This window comes from Streptococcus cristatus (assembly GCF_003943535.1).
GTDB lineage: Bacteria > Bacillota > Bacilli > Lactobacillales > Streptococcaceae > Streptococcus > Streptococcus cristatus_L.
In genome coordinates this window covers 67180-84045 of record NZ_RJPU01000003.1, presented here as the reverse complement: position 1 = coordinate 84045, position 16866 = coordinate 67180, and the positions used below count along the sequence as shown (strand labels likewise).

Below are 16866 nucleotides of genomic sequence, written 5' to 3'. Positions count from 1 at the left end.
TCTGTTAAGATAGTTTCAACAACAATTTTTGGAGGACGTTTATGTCAACGACTATCATTGGTTTCCCTCGTTTGGGTGAATTCCGCGAATTAAAATTTACAACTGAAAAATATTTTAGAAATGAAATCTCAGCAGACGAACTCTTGGCAGCAGCGAAAGACTTGCGTGCGAAGCACTGGAATATTGTCAAAGAAAAAGGCATCACTGAAATCCCATCAAATGACTTTTCTCACTATGATAACTTCCTAGATGCGGCTTTCCTTTTCAACGTGGTTCCTGCTTCTGTTCAAAACTTGGACTTGACTGACCTTGAGCGCTACTTTGCCTTGGCGCGTGGTTACCAAGGGGAAAAAGGGGACGTGCGTGCCCTTCCAATGAAGAAATGGTTCAACACCAACTACCACTACATCGTTCCTAAATTTGAAAAAGACACTCAAGTAAAATTGGCTGGTCACAAGATTTTCGATGAATTCCAAGAAGCCAAAGAACTTGGGTTGAATACTCGTCCTGTCCTTGTGGGTCCATTCACCTTCCTTCAATTGTCAGACTTTGAAGAAGGCGTGAAGGCAGAAGACTTCGTAGACAGCTTTGTGGCTGCTTATCAAGAAGTTTTTGCAAAATTGGCTGAACTTGGTGCAACTCGTATCCAACTGGATGAAGCGGCTCTTGTCAAAGACTTGACAGCTGAAGAAAAAGCTCTCTTCTTGAATCTCTACAACAAACTCTTGGCTGACAAAAAAGGTCTTGAAGTTTTGCTTCAAACTTATTTTGGTGACGTTCGAGACGTTTATACTGACCTTGTGAACTTGCCAGTAGATGCGATCGGTTTGGACTTTGTAGAAGGTAAGAAAACTCTTGACCTCGTTAAAGGTGGTTTCCCAGCTGACAAGACTCTTTATGCAGGTATTGTCAATGGTAAGAATATCTGGCGTAATAACTACGAAAAGAGCTTGGCTATTCTTGAGCAAATCCCAGCTGAAAATATCGTTTTGACAAGCTCATGCTCACTTCTTCATGTGCCATTTACAACAGCTAACGAAGAATTTGAACCAGCAATCTTGAACCACTTTGCCTTTGCAGTTGAAAAATTGGAAGAACTTCGTGACTTGGATGCCATCCGTAACGGTCAAGGTGCAGAAGCACTTGCAGCAAATAAAGAACTCTTTGCGACTGAACGTGTTGGTGAAAATGCGGAACTTCGTGCGCGCATCGCTGGATTGACAGACGCAGACTACACTCGTTTGCCAGCCTTTGCAGAACGTGAAGCCATCCAAGAAGATGCCTTCAAACTTCCAGCTCTTCCAACAACAACGATTGGTTCATTCCCTCAAACAAAAGAAGTTCGTGCCAAACGTTTGGCTTACCGCAAGGGTGAATTGTCACAAGAAGAATACGATGCCTTCCTTGCTGAAACCATCGACGAATGGATCAAATGGCAAGAAGAAGTTGGATTTGACGTGCTGGTACACGGTGAATTCGAGCGTAACGACATGGTTGAGTACTTCGGTCAAAACTTGTCAGGTTACCTCTTCTCTAAGAATGGTTGGGTACAATCATACGGTATGCGTGGGGTGAAACCACCAATCATCTGGGGCGATGTCACTCGTCTTAACCCAATCACTGTGAAATGGTCTAGCTATGCGCAAAGCCGTACAGACAAACCTGTCAAAGGTATGTTGACTGGACCTGTTACAATCTTGAACTGGTCATTCCCACGTGAAGACATTTCTATCAAGGATTCTACTCTTCAAATCGCTCTTGCGATCAAGGATGAAGTTCTTGACCTTGAAGCTGCTGGCGTGAAGATCATCCAAATCGACGAGGCCGCTCTCCGTGAGAAATTGCCACTTCGTCGTAGCGACTGGTATGAAGACTACCTTGACTGGGCAATTCCTGCCTTCCGCTTGGTACACTCAACAGTAGCGCCAGACACTCAAATCCACACTCACATGTGTTACTCAGAATTTACCGATATCATCCCAGCTATCGACAACATGGACGCGGACGTTATTTCCTTTGAAGCAAGCCGTTCAAATCTTGAAATCTTGGACGAACTCAAAGCGAAAAACTTCCAAACAGAAGTGGGACCTGGGGTTTACGATATCCACTCTCCTCGTGTGCCAAATGAAGGTGAAATCGACCACACAATCGAAGCCATCCTTGCTAAAGTTCCAAGCAAGAAAGTTTGGATCAACCCTGACTGTGGTTTGAAAACACGTGGTATTCCAGAAACAAAAGAAAGCTTGATCCGCCTTGTAGAAGCGGCCAAAGCAGCTAGACAAAAACTGAATTAATATTATTTCTACATTTAAACTCAGCTCTGATAAACCTGCAACAAAGCTGTTTGCAGGTTTATTATAGGCTGATAGTTAGTAGATTGAAAGGAATTTTATCTCTATGGTGAATCGCCAAACTCCTAGTCTCTCATTTGAAGTATTTCCTCCTAATCCGGCAGTAGGCAATGATAAGATTTTTCAGGCGTTGAGGGAGATGCAAGATCTGGCTCCCCACTTTATCAGTGTGACTGCCAGCAATAATAAGTTTGATATTGAGGAGACAACGGTTCGTTTGGCTGAGTTCATCTCCAATGACCTTGAGATTCCGACGATTGCCCATTTGCCAGCTGTTTATCTAACCAAGGAAATGGTATCCAATATCTTGCAGGCTTTGGATCGTGTTGGGGTCAATCAGATTTTGGCTTTGCGGGGCGATATTTTTCCAGATGTGGCTCCCAAGGATGATTTTAGATATGCGACTGACTTGATTGAGTATATCAAGACAGAGGCACCACATTTTGACATCATCGGTGCTTGCTATCCAGAAGGTCACCCAGACTCACCAAACCAGATATCAGATATTCAGAATCTAAAGAAAAAGGTTGATGCAGGCTGCTCTAGTCTTGTCACTCAGCTCTTCTTTGACAATGAACGTTTCTATGATTTCCAAGACAAATGTACCTTGGCTGGGATTGATGTTCCGATTCATGCAGGTATCATGCCTATTCTTAACCGAAACCAAGCGCTTCGCCTTTTGAAAACGTGTGAGAATATTCATCTTCCACGCAAATTCAAGGCTATTCTGGATAAGTATGAACATGATCCAGAATCCCTGCGGACAGCTGGTTTAGCCTATGCGGTGGATCAAATTGTTGATTTGGTGACCCATGATGTAGCAGGGATCCATCTCTATACGATGAATAACGCGGCTACAGCTTACCATATCTATAAGGCGACCCATGCGCTCTTTAACCATACCCCATCCATTCAATCTTTTTAAGATGAATGAAGAAACCACTAATCAGATTTATTTGCTGTTTAGTGGTTTTTGTTTATAGGTTTTGATCATTTAGAAGCTGATAAATGATAGAGTCGTTTTTTCTTGCTTGCTAAAATGTCTTATTTTGTTTATATTAGTTTTATAAGCTTTCTTGGAGGCGTTTACATGACCGAAGATCGTTTGAAGTTGAAATTGCTGGGAAGTCCGAGTGTCTTTCTCAATCAAGAGGAAGTCTTTTTTCCTTTTGCCAAAATCAATGCTCTGCTCTATTATCTCCATATCAATGGGACAGTCAATCGGGAGGAGATTGCAGGAATCCTCTGGGAAAACAAGGATAATCAGACTGCCAAAAAGAATCTGCGCAACACAATTTATCAAGCCAATAAGCTACTAGGTGGAGAATGGATTGTTGCTCCCAACCGGACTGTGCTGTCGCTTAATCCCGAGTGTGCGATTGAAAGTGATGTAGAAATTTTTACGGACCATCCAGCGGAGCATCTGTCGCGCTATCAGGGTGATTTTCTGCAGGGCTTCTATCTTAAGGACAGTGAAGCCTTTGACTATTGGATGTCCAAGATGCGGACGCGATATGAGCAACTCTATATTCAGGCTTGCTACCAAAAGTTGGAAAAAGATCCGTCGAATTTGGAAGAATCAGAGCGCAATCTGCGCCGTATGATCAGTATTGATGAGTTTGATGAAAAGAATTATCATCTGCTGATGAAGCTCTATCAGGAGAATGATCGACCTGGTAAGGTAATTGAGACTTATTATAAATTGGTCAATCTCTTGGACAAGGAATTGGGCATTAGTCCGAATGAAGCAATCCAACAGCTGTACCATGAAGTGATGGCTAAGGATCGCAGTGAGCGTAAAATCAAACAATTTTTACGTAATACAGACCACTTTTTTGGCCGAGTGGATGAAATCAAGCGTTTGGAATCTTATTTTTCTAAGATTATAGAGAGGCAAGAACCTCGTGCGCTGCTCTTAGTCGGTGGTACTGGCATCGGTAAACGGACAGTGACCCGACAAGTACTGGCTAATCAGACCAAGTATTTCCAGATTGTTATGGCAGAGTGCTTCAAGGAAGAAATGACGGTTGGATTGCAGCCTTGGCGCAGTCTGCTAGATGGATTGGGAGACTTAGTCATTCAGCATCAGATTCTTTCGACTAGCCAGTGGCAGGTTATTTTGGATAGTTATTTTCCGATGATGTCAGGTGAAGCTTCGGATCTTGAGCTGAATACGGATCATCTGGCTCGGTTTGTACTGGATATTTTGCAAAAGATTTCTAAGAAAAAGGCTTTGGTGATCTTGGTTGAGGACTGTCACTGGATGGATGAGGCTAGTGTGGCTGTTTTAGAGCAGGTTATGAACCATTTGAGGGATTATCCAGTAGCCTTTGTGTTGACCAAGCATCTGAGTACGCCACCTTATCTTGGACGTTTTTTCAATCACTTATTGCTTCGTAGTCAGCTAGACTGCATTGAACTGCAGCCGCTGGATTTTAAGTCTAGTGTGGCGTATTTGCAGGCCCAGACGGGACAGTTAGTCATATCTGAAGAACGGCTTGAGGCTATTTATCGGGTCAGTCAGGGCATTCCTTTCTTTCTATCGGAGTATGCGGAACAGCTTCTGCGAGGTGAGAAATTCCAGCCATTGACCTCAGCTATTAAAGCAAAACTATCTCTGAAATTAGGCTATTTGAGCAGCCAGGAGGAGGAATTGGTTGACTATCTGGCTTGCTTTAGTTCCCCTGCTTCGGTAGCGCTATTAGCTCAGTTGCTAGGCCTATCTGTGGAAGAAGTGGTCGAAATTGCGGAAGGTTTTGGGCAAAAACAGCTTTCAATAGAAGAGGAGCAGGAGGAATTGGTTTTACGATTCAGCCAGGAGCTTTTGCGGATTTATGCTTATGAGCGCTTACCACTTGCCAAGAAGCGAATGCTACATCACCAGATTGCCCAAGGCATGGAAGACCAGCTGGGAGCCTCTCTTTATCATGCCCAGCTGCTCAATGACATTGCCTATCATTATAAGATGTCTAAACAACCGATTAAGTCTTTGGAGTATGAGTTGCATTATCTCGAGGCCACCTTGCAGTTTCATCATGAGCTCTTTCCGATTTATTCGCGGGAGTTTGGCTTTATCGAAAAGACGGATGATACTGATCAATCAGCGGTTTTAGACCAGTTTGACCGTATCCGTCGGGAAATAGAAGGATTAGAGAGAAAACACCAGAATCACAAAGATTTTCAGTTATTAGTTCTCCGCTTTCTCTATCTAGAAGGGCGCTATGCTATTCGAACGGGGAATTACCAGCAGGGAATGGACAATATCCAGCAGGTGATTGCTTCTGCCAAGGAACTGCAGCAGATGGATTTTCTCCTAGAAGGCTATCGGCAGATGATTTACTATTGCATCCAGACGGAGAATATTCCTGAGATGCGCTACTATACGGAGTTGGCTCTGGATGCTTCAGTCCAGGCTAATAATCATGAAGCTATTGCAATGAATCTTCGACTTAAGGGACTGTATCATCTCATGATTGGAGATGAGGAGCAGTCGCTCCGTCATCTCTACCAGTCTATCGATTGCTTTAGTTTGACGGCTTCGTTGCGCTCAAAGTATTCGATTCAGATTGCGGCGGCTCTAGATTATCTGGCAGAGATTGAGCAAATTCGTGGGAATTTCACGACAGCGCTGGCTCATCAGAAAGAGGCGATTGAACTGACGGAAAATAAAACAGCAGAGCCTTCGATTTTTGCTTTCTATATAGGCTTGGGGCTGACTTACTATCAGCTAAAAGATTACGAACAGGCGGAGCGAATCTTGCTGAAAGCGAAAGCAGCCCTGAAGTCGCTCAGCTTTCCTTGGAAGGAGACCCAGCTGGAAGTTTATTTGGCTTTGATTGGCTGCGAGAAGGGGGATTACCAGCCGGTGCTTGATCTGCTGCGGAAAAAGGATAGTCTCATTAGTCGCTATGGCAATCCGCGGGACAAGGGCTTGATCTACTATCTGATGGCTGTGATCAAGTATCGCCAGCTAACTGGTAGCTTGCAGGAAGCTGGTTTTGAAAATTTACTAGCTCAGGACTTTGAAACCTACTATGAAACAGCCAAAAGCCAGCTCAATCCTTACCGGGATCGTCATCAACTAAAGGAATTAGAAAACTTACGTCGGACCTTGTCTTAAGAATTGAACACAAATAAAAGAGGATGAAATCTATGTTCATCCTCTTTTGATGTTTGTAATGAAGTTTTTAAATGCCCATCAGTCATGTACTTGTGCCCAGACTTGAGTCAGGTAAAAGACAAAACTGGCCGCTAGGTTGGCCGTGTGGTTATCTATATCGTGAGGGGGAGAGACTTCGACGATGTCAAAGCCAATTAGCTTGCCTGACGCGGCGATGTGCTGGAAGACCAGCACAGCCAGATTGGGATCCACACCGAGCGACTGGATGGCACTGACACCAGGAGCAGCGCCAGCTGCAAAGCAGTCAATATCAATGGTTAAATAGACCTGCTCTTTATCGGCTAGAAAAGCATCAACTACCTTGCAGACTTCCTTGTAACCCATTTGGTAAATGTCCATTCCAGTCAGGAACTGGATAGCCTTAGATTTGGCTACAAAGTCAAAGAGAAAGAGATTGTTATTATGCTCCTGAATCCCTAGGATGAGATAGTTAAAGATCTGTTTCTGAGCTAAGGTGTCATCAAACATTTGACGAAAACCGGTACCGGAGTTGGGACCCGTCTGATCGTAGGGGCGTAGGTCAAAATGGGCATCCATATTGATCACAGCTAAGTTTTGGTCAGGATTTAGTGACGACTTGAGACCTAGATAGTTGCCGTAGGCTGTTTCGTGACCGCCGCCTAGAACGATGGGTCGGAGATTAAGCTCTCGCAGGCGTTTGACTGCTCGCGCCAAGCTTTGCTGCAGTTGTTCCAGAGAGCGGTTAGGACCGTCGATATCGCCAACGTCAAAGACGCGAACGTTTCTACCTAGATGCCAAGGAAGCTTGGCCAGCTGAGTTCGAATGGCTTGAGGACCTTCAACTGCTCCCACTCGGCCGTTATTGATATAGACACCCTTGTCGCTCTTGAAGCCAATCAAGGCAAAGTTTACCCCTTCAAAAGGGGTTAGGCTAGGATCATTTAAGTCCAGAAACTCAATGACCATACCCCATTTGGCAGTATATAGATTGTCCTCTGGACCTCGCTGATAGTAACGGTTGTCTAGCTGATAGTAATCTTCTAACATGATTTTGTCCTTTTCCATAACGATACTTGCGACTTTATTATAAGAGTTTCCGTCGAGCCTGTCAATGGCTTTTGACGGGAAAAGAAGCCCAGCTGCACGAGAGCGGGCTTCTTAGGTTAACTTTTTATAGAGTCATCAGAATTAGAACTGAATGCTCAAGTCCACAGCCTTTTCAACGGCTGCTAGGAATTCATCGCTCTCAATCAGCTCAGAAGCCTTGTTGAGCTCTTCGTAGATTTCGATATCCTTATCAAACTCAATAAAGCGGACATGCTGACGGAAGAGGTCGTAGGCTGGCTTAGTTCCTTTGCCCAGTTCATGGTTTTCTGGTTTCAGATCCAGAGCTTGGCAGGCTGCCATGATTTCTGTTGCCACGATGCGGCGAGAATTCTTGAGAATTTCAGCTGCCTTGCGTGCTGCAGTAGTTCCCATGCTGACAAAGTCTTCTTGGTTTTCACAAGATGGGATAGAGTCTACGCTGGCCGGATGAGCTAGGACTTTATTTTCAGAAGCAAGCGAAGCACAAGCATACTGAGTAATCATAAAGCCAGAGTTGAGTCCTGGATGTTTGACCAAGAAGGACGGAAGCTTACTCAGTTGACTGTTGACCAGACGTTCTACACGACGCTCGGATACATTTCCGATTTCAGAAATAGCGATGCCTAGGAAGTCGAATGGCTGAGCCATTGGTTCTCCGTGGAAGTTACCGCCTGAGATGACATGGCCTTCCTTGGTGATGATAGGGTTGTCTGTAACGGAGTTTATCTCAATCTCAACCTTGGTCTTAACATAAGCGATAGAGTCCTTGCTGGCACCATGAATCTGCGGAATACAACGCAGGGTATAAGGGTCTTGGACCCGTTGTTGAGTAGCTACGGTTGTGTTGCCACTGCCTTCCAGAAGGTTGCGGATATTGCGTGCTGTAGCTAGCTGACCACTCTGAGGTCGAATGGTATGTAGGTCTTCTTCAAATGGACTGGTAATACCATTGTGGACCTCCATGGAAAGGGCGCCAGCGACATCTGACAATTTAAGCAACTGGATGGCATCGTAGGTAGCCAGAGATCCGATACCTGTCAGGACAGTCGTTCCGTTAATCAGCGCCAGCCCTTCCTTGGCTGCTAGAGCAATTTTCTCGATACCAGCCTTGTCCAAAGCTTCTTGTCCAGAGAGCAATTCACCCTGATAATAAGCGCGGCCTAGTCCTAACATAGGCAGAACCATGTGAGCCAACGGTGCTAAGTCACCAGAGGCACCCAAAGAGCCTTTTTCTGGAATAAATGGCACGACGCCTTTATTGAGCAATTCCAGAAGTTTTTCGACAGTAGAGAGACGGATACCAGAATAGCCCTTGACCAGAGAATTAATCCGAATTAACATGATAGCACGAACTGCATCTTCGGGAAGAGGATCGCCAAATCCTGAAGCATGGGTGCGAATCAAGTTTTCCTGCAGTTGAGTCGTATCTTCTGGCGAGATGCTGACATTGCAGAGGGAGCCAAATCCAGTCGTAACACCGTAGACTACCCGCTTTTCGCGGACGATGTCATCTACGATTTTACGGGAAGCTTCTACAGCTTTCTTAGATTCTTGGTTGATTTCGCAGATAGCTCCATGACGAGCTACTGCAATGACATCTTCTAAAGTAAGGTGTTCGCCATCCAAATTGATTACATGTGTCATAAGATTCATTCTCCTTTTTGTTCAAGAACTTTATTTTTACAAATCAGTACTATGTAGATATAGTAGACTGCGCTGGCGACAAGGACACCGATGAGACCATAGACATAGTTCATTGGGTTTTCACCCCAAATCATGACAAGGCTGATTAGGACCGCTAAAATTGGGATGACAGGACCAAATGGAACGCGGAAGACCACCTTCTTATCTGGATATTTCTTTCTCAATACCAATACGGCTAGAGCAGTTGGGATGTATTGGAAGAAGCGGAAGACTACGCTGAGAGCCGCTAATACTTCAAATGTTCCTGTAAAGAGTAGGGCGATGGACAAAAGTCCAGAGATAATAATGGCAATTACAGGGGCGTTTTTAGCATTAGTTTCAGCGATTTTTTTAGGTAACAAGCCTTCATCTGCAATGGCTGCACCATAACGTGGAACCATGATAGATTCCCCGATGTTAAGTCCAGCAATAGAGATCAGCGCTCCAATAGAAACAATCCATGCTCCAGCAGGGCCAATCATTTCGACAAAGGCGTCTTGTACAGAGGCATCTGTTTGCAGGATTCGGCTGCCTAACATGGCGATAGTTCCAGCGATAATCAGCATATAGAGAACAGAGACAATACTGATAGAGCCCAAAATAGCTCGAGGCACATTCTTTTCTGGGTTGCGCATTTCACCAGCAACGATAGACATGGTTTCAAATCCGATGAAACCGTAGAAGATATAGATTGCTGTACTAGAGATGGCTTTCATGATATCTACGCCAGGTTCTAGCTGAAGAAACGGAGTGAAGTTTCCTTTGTCAATTCCTCCTTTGATGAAGAAAATTGCACATAGACTGAAAGCGACAATTGGGATGAGCTTGGCTACAGTTGCGGTCAAGGTGAACATTTTGGAAGTCTTAAGACCTGAGATATTCATCAGACTGAGTAGGATAATCAGGCTCACACTGAGCAGAAGTTCATAAGGGGCAAAGGATTTAAAAGTAATGACAAAAAGTCTCGCAAATCCTGCTGCCATTGCTGACCAAGCGATGATGGTAACCGCCCAGCCTAGGAAGCCAACATTAAATCCGACAAAGTCCCCAAAGGCTGCTTTGGAATATTGGAAGGCTCCGCCATTTTTATTAAAATAACCAGCAGTTTCTGCCAAGCAGACGGCTAAGAGAATAACGAGGAGGGCAGTTCCCAGCATGACAGCTAGAGAAGCAGGACCCAGTCCTTTATAAATCTTTTGAGGCAGGAGGAAAATTCCTGAACCGATAACAGCATTGATACCATAGAGAGTAGCGCCAGAAAAGCTGAATTTCGCATTTTCTCGCTCTTGTTCTTGTGCAGTGAGTTTAGTCGCATTCATAATAATGTTTCTCCTTTAGAGATGTGGGATCCTTTCCAAGTAAAGATAGAACGATGATAGGACATCCTTGTATCTTTACTTAGTAGGGATATGGGTCAAACCAGTCCATATAGCAAGGGGCGTTCCCTGTGGCTGGTCACTCGAAAACATTATTTGTAGCTCAGTTTCCTGAGTCTCTTTTTCCACTATCAGAAGTTGCCCTGTCTCTAGATTAAGCGATGGCAGGCCTGTTCCTGTCACCATCAGATCACTCAAGGCATAGATAAATTGAATTGCTTCATCTTGACTAAGCTCTTCTCTATCTGAGATGGCAAGCATCTGTCCCTGATAATGGTCGCTGTAGATTAAGTTAAAGTCGGTACAAGTCCCACGACTTGTGATAGAATCACTCCCTTCGAAAAAATAGGGGGTAAAGGGAGCTAGAACCGTTTCCTCCTGCCGACTGGCATTGTGGAGATGAAGTGTGTGGTCCAGGCTCATGAGAATGCGGTGAAAGCCGCTGAGGTCAGAAAACTGACTTTCAGCCAACTCCACAGTCGCTGTTGAGAGCCGATAGTCAAAGTCACGCTTGCTATAGTGGCCAGTTGGCGGGGAAAGATAAAGTTGCTTCGTCTTTCCCCCTGACCAATCGGAAACTTGAAAATCGTTTGATTTTAGAAGGGTTACATTTGTCATTTTTGGTATTTATTAGAACAAACCGCTGATATTGCCGTCTTTGTCAACATCAATCTTTTCGCTGGCTGGCACCTTAGGCAGTCCTGGCATGGTCATGATCGCACCAGTCAGAGCAACGATAAAGCCTGCACCAGCAGAAACTTTGAGCTGGCTGATCGTCACGACAAAGTCTTTAGGAGCGCCCAGTTTCTTAGCATCGTCTGAGAAAGAATACTGCGTCTTAGCCATACAGATAGGATAGTTGGAGAAGCCCAGCTCTTCCAGTTGTTTGAGCTCGCGTTTAGCAGCAGGAGTCAGGCGAACCCCCTTGCCTCCGTATACCTTAGTAACAATTTTGTTCAGCTTGGTCTCAATGGAGTCCTCTTCATTATATACAAATTGGAAGTGATTGTCTCCTTCGGCCAGTTCCACGACTTTTTCAGCCAACTCTTTACCACCGGCTCCGCCATTTGCCCAGACGTCAGAAATAACGACGTCAACTCCGCGTTTTTGGCAGGCGTCATAAACTGCTTGCAATTCTGCTTCGGTATCCAGCGGGAATTTATTGATGGCAACGACTGCAGGTAGGCCATAAACATCCTGAATGTTTTCCAGATGTTTTTCCAAGTTTGGCAGACCATCTACAACGGCTTGGACATTTTCTTCAGCCAAATCACTCTTAGCTACATCGCCGTGCATCTTGAGAGCGCGGATGGTAGCAACTAGAACGACAGCTGCTGGACGAAGTCCAGATGTACGACACTTGATATCAATGAATTTTTCAGCACCTAGGTCAGCACCGAAACCAGCTTCTGTGACTGCATAGTCGGCATATTTGAGAGCCAGCTTGGTAGCTAGGACACTGTTACAGCCGTGTGCAATGTTGGCAAAAGGTCCACCGTGAATCAGGGCTGGCGTGTGTTCCAGAGTTTGAACCAAGTTTGGATGGATAGCGTCTTTAAGCACAGCCGCCATAGCGCCACCAGCTTTCAAGTCCTTGGCAGTTACTGGCTTACCTTCAAAGCTGTAGCCAATGATGATTTTTTCCAAACGGTTCTTGAGGTCAGTGATATTTTCTGACAGACAGAGAATAGCCATAACCTCAGAAGCAACTGTAATGTCAAAACCATCTTCACGCGGAACACCGTTAACCTTGCCCTGCAAGCCATCTACAATGTGGCGCAGTTGCCGGTCATTCATATCCACTGCCCGCTTCCAAGTGATGCGGCGAGAGTCGATACCTAAGGCATTGCCATGGTGAATGTGGTTATCAATGAGGGCCGCTAGTAGGTTGTTGGCAACACCGATGGCATGAAAGTCACCAGTGAAGTGGAGGTTGATATCCTCCATGGGTACAACCTGAGCGTGACCACCGCCAGCAGCTCCGCCCTTGATACCAAAGACAGGTCCGAGTGAAGGCTCCCGCAGAGCGATAACGGCTTTTTTACCGATAGCAGATAGAGCATCGACCAATCCGACAGAAGTCGTGGTCTTGCCTTCTCCGGCTGGTGTCGGAGAAATAGCTGTCACGAGAATCAGTTTGCCGTCTGGCTTGTCTTTTAAGGCTTCCAGTTGGCCGGCACTGATTTTTGCCTTGTAATTTCCATAAAGAGACAGGGCATCTTCAGCAATTCCTAGCTTTTCTGCCACCTCTTTGATGGGCTTCATTTGAACCGAATTGGCAATTTCAATATCTGATAAAACCATATTGTTACCTCTTGAGAAGAGGAAGTCCATTCACAGGAAAGAGTGAACTTCTCTTCCGTTTATCTATTAGACAACTTTCAAAATTTCTTGATAAATTTCATCTGCTAGGGCGCAGCCTTTTTGTAGGAGCTCTTCACCCTTGCTGCGGTAGTCTGCGACGAATGCTTCATCCTTGACACCTGAGAGGTTGATGAGGACATTGAGCCAAGCACCTTGCAGCCCAGCCTTAAGATTGAGAGCTGCGACTCCCAGGTCGCTGGCAGCGTTGGTATTGGACTTGCCGACAGCCTTTTGGGTTGTTTGCAGGGCAGCCAAGATGTCTTCCATCATGCCATAAGGTGACTTGGTCGCTTCCTTGAGGGCTTGTTGCATAGCTTCCCGACGGGCAGCCTTGTCTTCCTCTGTTTCCTTAGGCATATCAAAGACGGCGGAGACTAGATTGAAGGCTTCAGTGTCCTTGTCAATAGCTGCGAGTAAACTTTCTTGCAGGCGGGCGCTTTCTGCGTGCACTTGAGCAATTTCTGCTTCAAATTCTGCGTATTTTTTCTTGCCAAGGGTTAATTCACAGACCATCTTAGTCAGGGAAATACCGTTGGCTGCGGAAAGAGCAGCGGCAGAGCCACCTCCTGGTGCAGGAGCATCTGAGCCTAGGACTTGGGCAAATTCTGTCAAACTTAAATCTACTAATTTCATAGGTTTCTGTCCTCCTAGCCTAGCAAATGGTTTTCCAGAACTTGCTTGCCGTAGTCAAAGTCTTCGATTTGCAGATAGTATTCTGCTGCATCAATCAAAGCCTTGGCTGGAGCCAAACCGATGACTTCTGAGCCGAGGATTCTAACTCCGTAGCGCTTAGCTTCAAAGCGAACAGTTTCAAAGACGCGATAGAGTGGGAATTTTTCTAGATTGACCATGTTAATAGAAACCTGAGCAATGTTGCGGTCTTCCAGCATAACGCCGATCGCTTTACAGTACTTGTAGCCACCGCTTGATCCACGGATGATTTTGGCAATATTGTTGGCAATTTCTAGATTGTCTGTATCCAAGTTGATGTTGTAGGCAATGAGCGGCATTCTCGCTCCGACAGCAGTAACACCAGCGGTTGGGTGAATCTTTCTTTCACCGTAGTCAGGCGCCCAGTCAGCTTCCAAGAGTTTTTCAGGCATGCCTTCAAACTGTCCTTTACGAACCTTAGCCAAGTTCTTACGCTCTGGACGAGTCGCTGCATCTTCATAGAGGAAGATAGGAATACCGAGCTCGCGGTTGATGCGCTCAGACACTGTTTTAGCAATTTCTACGCATTCCTCACTTGTGATGTCCTTGATCGGTACAAAAGGCAGGACATCAGTTGCGCCCATACGAGGGTGTTCCCCCTGGTGCTTGGTCAAGTCAATATTTTCAGAAGCGTATTTGACCAAACGAAAGGCAACTTCCTGAATATTTTGATCATCACCGACCAAGGTAAAGACGCTGCGGTTGTGGCTGGCATCAGAAGAGTGGTCCAAAAGTGTTACGCCTGGCACGCTCTTAGCTACTTCCACTAGACCGTCAATGACCGCTTGGTTGCGGCCTTCAGAAAAGTTAGGAATACATTCAACAATTTTTGCCATAAGATATTACCTCGTGATATATGTTATTAAAGTTACAAAGTGAATAAAGTGGAACTTCCAGCTGAGCTAGATGTGAGATCTAGCTCAGTTCAGAAGTCGGGGGACAAGTTTTTCCTATTCGAACAATTTCTTAACAGATTCTTTGACCAGATCTTCGTCAGTTAAGTATGGAATAGTGATGTGATCTGTTCCTTGGTGGAGACGGTTGTACTCGATAGCTGTCTCAATAGCATGCTCATTGCGAGCCCAGTTACGACGTGCAACTCCGCCGATTGTATCCCAAGCGATAGCAGATTTGATGATTTCATCGATGCGTTCGCTACCGTCCAGTACCAAGCCAAAGCCACCGTTGATTGCTTTACCGATACCAGTTCCGCCACCGTTGTGGAGAGCTACCAGACTCATACCACGAGCGGCATTACCAGCGTAACATTGCACAGCCATGTCGCAGGTAACATTAGAACCATCCTTAATATTGGAAGTTTCACGGAATGGAGAGTCAGTACCAGATACGTCGTGGTGGTCACGGCCGATCATGACAGGACCAATCTTGCCTTCGCGTACTAATTCATTGAACTTGAGGGCGATATTGACACGACCCATACAGTCTTGGTAGAGAATCCGAGCCTGAGTTCCAACAACCAACTGGTTCTTTTCTGCATCGCGGATCCAATTGTAGTTGTCACGGTCTTGGTAGCGGCGGTTAGGGTCGATTACTTCCATAGCAGCGTGGTCAGTAGCGACTAGGTCTTCGTGCTTACCGCTCAGACATACCCAACGGAAAGGACCATAACCATAGTCAAAGAGCATTGGACCCATGATATCTTCTACATAAGATGGCCAGATGAAGCCGTCTTTGTCGTCAAAGCCGTTCTTAGAAATTTCCTTGATACCAGAGTCATAGACCGCCTTCATAAAGGCATTACCATAGTCAAAGAAGTAGGTACCATTGCTAGTCAGGGTCTTGATTGCCTTGAAGTGACGTTCCAAGGTTTGGTCAACCAACTTAGCAAAGGTTTCCTTGTCTTCAGCCAGGAGGCGAGTCCGCTCTTCAAAGCTGATACCAGCTGGACAGTAGCCGCCGTCATAGACATTGTGGCAAGAAGTTTGGTCAGACAGAAGATCTACATGGATATTGTTCTCGTTGACGTATTCCAAGAGGTCTACGATGTTACCATGATAGGCAATAGAAGTTGATTCGCCAGCTTCCAGAGCTTTTTGAGCCAAGTCGATAGCTTCTTTCGGACTTTCAGCCAATTGGCTAATCCAGCCTTGGGAGTGGCGAGTTTCAATCCGAGATTGGTCTACTTCAGCTACGATTGCTACTGCTTTAGCAATTTCAGCTGCTTTCCCTTGAGCTCCACTCATGCCACCCAGACCAGAAGAAATGAAGAGTTTACCAGTCAGGTCGCCGTCATCAGCTACACCTAGTTTCAAGCGCCCAGCATTGAGGAGGGTGTTGAAAGTACCATGGACGATACCTTGAGGGCCGATATACATCCAGCCGCCGGCTGTCATTTGACCGTAGTTGGTCACGCCCATTTCTTCCGCAATTTCCCAGTCCTTCATGTTGTCGTACTCACCGACCAAGAGGCCATTGGTGATGATAACGCGAGGTGCTTCTGGTTTAGATTTGAAAAGTCCAAGTGGATGGCCAGATTCCACGACCAAGGTTTGATGGTCTGTCATGACTTCCAAGTATTTCTTGATCAGGTTGTACTGCATCCAGTTGGCACAGACAGATCCAGTTTCTCCGTAAGTAACCAATTCATAAGGATAAAGGGCGATTTCAAAGCTCAGGTTATTGTCAATCATAACCTGCATAGCTTTGGCCGCAGTACAGTTCCCTTTATACTCGTCAATTGGTTTGCCGTAGATGCGTTCTTTTGGACGCCAGCGGTAGCCATAAATCCGTCCGCGAGTTTTCAGTTCTTCCAAGAATTCTGGAATCACTTCCTCATGAAATCTCTTTGGAATATAACGAAGGGCATTTTTAAGAGCAATTTCGGTTTGAGCTTGAGTCAAACGGAAGCCCCGGTCGGGTGCTCGACGGATGCCTTCTTGGAAAACCGTTTTTTCAGGTAATACATCGTCTAATTTGACGGTCATTGCTGCTGCAATATCTTGTTCGCTGTAGAATGACATGTTTATTTCCTCCTTGTAAAATAACTTAAGATTTGACCTTATTTTATAACAGCGCCGTCAGTACAAAGTCAAGAAAATATTTCTAAAGATAAAAAATATCAATATATACAATATATAATGGTTTTTGACTATAATTTGACGATAGTGTATTATGATGAAAAGTAAATAAGTTG

The 16866-nt window shown here is 45.3% G+C and carries 11 protein-coding genes; 3 read left to right on the top strand and 8 right to left on the bottom strand.

The features are described from left to right. Positions 1-41: 41 nt before the first annotated feature. The 3 genes from metE (at position 42) to D8790_RS06235 (ending at position 6471) form a co-directional block, all read left to right on the top strand. Positions 42-2294 carry a 5-methyltetrahydropteroyltriglutamate--homocysteine S-methyltransferase gene (gene metE / locus D8790_RS06245; protein WP_125387983.1) on the top strand — a complete coding sequence of 751 codons (2253 nt, stop codon included), beginning with the start codon at positions 42-44 and terminating at the stop codon, positions 2292-2294. Between the two features lie 103 nt (positions 2295-2397). Further along, positions 2398-3276 carry a methylenetetrahydrofolate reductase [NAD(P)H] gene (gene metF, locus D8790_RS06240; RefSeq protein WP_125387982.1) on the top strand — a complete coding sequence of 293 codons (879 nt, stop codon included), beginning with the start codon at positions 2398-2400 and terminating at the stop codon, positions 3274-3276. 165 nt (positions 3277-3441) lie between these two features. Then, positions 3442-6471 (top strand): ATP-binding protein, encoded by a 3030-nt coding sequence (locus tag D8790_RS06235; protein WP_125387981.1) that lies wholly within the window; start codon positions 3442-3444, stop codon positions 6469-6471. A gap of 78 nt (positions 6472-6549) precedes the next feature. On the opposite strand, the gene hutG is transcribed toward D8790_RS06235, so the two are convergent. From hutG to hutU, 8 genes are all read right to left on the bottom strand, one after another. Beyond that, positions 6550-7539, bottom strand: a complete 990-nt coding sequence (hutG, locus tag D8790_RS06230) for a formimidoylglutamase (protein ID WP_125387980.1) — start codon at positions 7537-7539, stop codon at positions 6550-6552. A gap of 141 nt (positions 7540-7680) precedes the next feature. Further along, positions 7681-9222, bottom strand: coding sequence for a histidine ammonia-lyase (gene hutH, locus D8790_RS06225; protein ID WP_185761917.1), 1542 nt, complete (start codon positions 9220-9222; stop codon positions 7681-7683). Between the two features lie 5 nt (positions 9223-9227). Continuing rightward, positions 9228-10580 carry an APC family permease gene (locus D8790_RS06220; protein ID WP_125387978.1) on the bottom strand — a complete coding sequence of 451 codons (1353 nt, stop codon included), beginning with the start codon at positions 10578-10580 and terminating at the stop codon, positions 9228-9230. A gap of 75 nt (positions 10581-10655) precedes the next feature. Next, the gene (locus D8790_RS06215) at positions 10656-11255 is read right to left on the bottom strand and encodes a HutD/Ves family protein (protein WP_125387977.1); all 600 of its coding nucleotides are present in this window, start codon (positions 11253-11255) and stop codon (positions 10656-10658) included. Between the two features lie 12 nt (positions 11256-11267). Beyond that, positions 11268-12941 (bottom strand): formate--tetrahydrofolate ligase, encoded by a 1674-nt coding sequence (locus D8790_RS06210; protein ID WP_125387976.1) that lies wholly within the window; start codon positions 12939-12941, stop codon positions 11268-11270. Positions 12942-13007: 66 nt separating this feature from the next. Next, on the bottom strand, positions 13008-13634 hold the full coding sequence (locus D8790_RS06205) for a cyclodeaminase/cyclohydrolase family protein (RefSeq protein WP_002926667.1): 627 nt from the start codon (positions 13632-13634) through the stop codon (positions 13008-13010). Positions 13635-13648: 14 nt separating this feature from the next. After that, complete coding sequence (gene ftcD / locus D8790_RS06200) at positions 13649-14548, bottom strand: glutamate formimidoyltransferase (protein ID WP_125387975.1); 900 nt, start codon at positions 14546-14548, stop codon at positions 13649-13651. Between the two features lie 114 nt (positions 14549-14662). Further along, the gene (gene hutU / locus D8790_RS06195) at positions 14663-16693 is read right to left on the bottom strand and encodes a urocanate hydratase (protein ID WP_125387974.1); all 2031 of its coding nucleotides are present in this window, start codon (positions 16691-16693) and stop codon (positions 14663-14665) included. Between the last annotated feature and the right edge of the window lie 173 nt (positions 16694-16866).

Excerpts from the sequence above, each read along its gene's own strand:
- metE (WP_125387983.1), top strand. The coding sequence starts at position 42 with ATGTCAACGACTATCATTGGTTTCCCTCGTTTGGGTGAATTCCGCGAA.
- metF (WP_125387982.1), top strand. The coding sequence starts at position 2,398 with ATGGTGAATCGCCAAACTCCTAGTCTCTCATTTGAAGTATTTCCTCCT.
- D8790_RS06235 (WP_125387981.1), top strand. The coding sequence starts at position 3,442 with ATGACCGAAGATCGTTTGAAGTTGAAATTGCTGGGAAGTCCGAGTGTC.
- hutG (WP_125387980.1), bottom strand. The coding sequence starts at position 7,539 with ATGTTAGAAGATTACTATCAGCTAGACAACCGTTACTATCAGCGAGGT.
- hutH (WP_185761917.1), bottom strand. The coding sequence starts at position 9,222 with ATGACACATGTAATCAATTTGGATGGCGAACACCTTACTTTAGAAGAT.
- D8790_RS06220 (WP_125387978.1), bottom strand. The coding sequence starts at position 10,580 with ATGAATGCGACTAAACTCACTGCACAAGAACAAGAGCGAGAAAATGCG.
- D8790_RS06215 (WP_125387977.1), bottom strand. The coding sequence starts at position 11,255 with ATGACAAATGTAACCCTTCTAAAATCAAACGATTTTCAAGTTTCCGAT.
- D8790_RS06210 (WP_125387976.1), bottom strand. The coding sequence starts at position 12,941 with ATGGTTTTATCAGATATTGAAATTGCCAATTCGGTTCAAATGAAGCCC.
- D8790_RS06205 (WP_002926667.1), bottom strand. The coding sequence starts at position 13,634 with ATGAAATTAGTAGATTTAAGTTTGACAGAATTTGCCCAAGTCCTAGGC.
- ftcD (WP_125387975.1), bottom strand. The coding sequence starts at position 14,548 with ATGGCAAAAATTGTTGAATGTATTCCTAACTTTTCTGAAGGCCGCAAC.
- hutU (WP_125387974.1), bottom strand. The coding sequence starts at position 16,693 with ATGTCATTCTACAGCGAACAAGATATTGCAGCAGCAATGACCGTCAAA.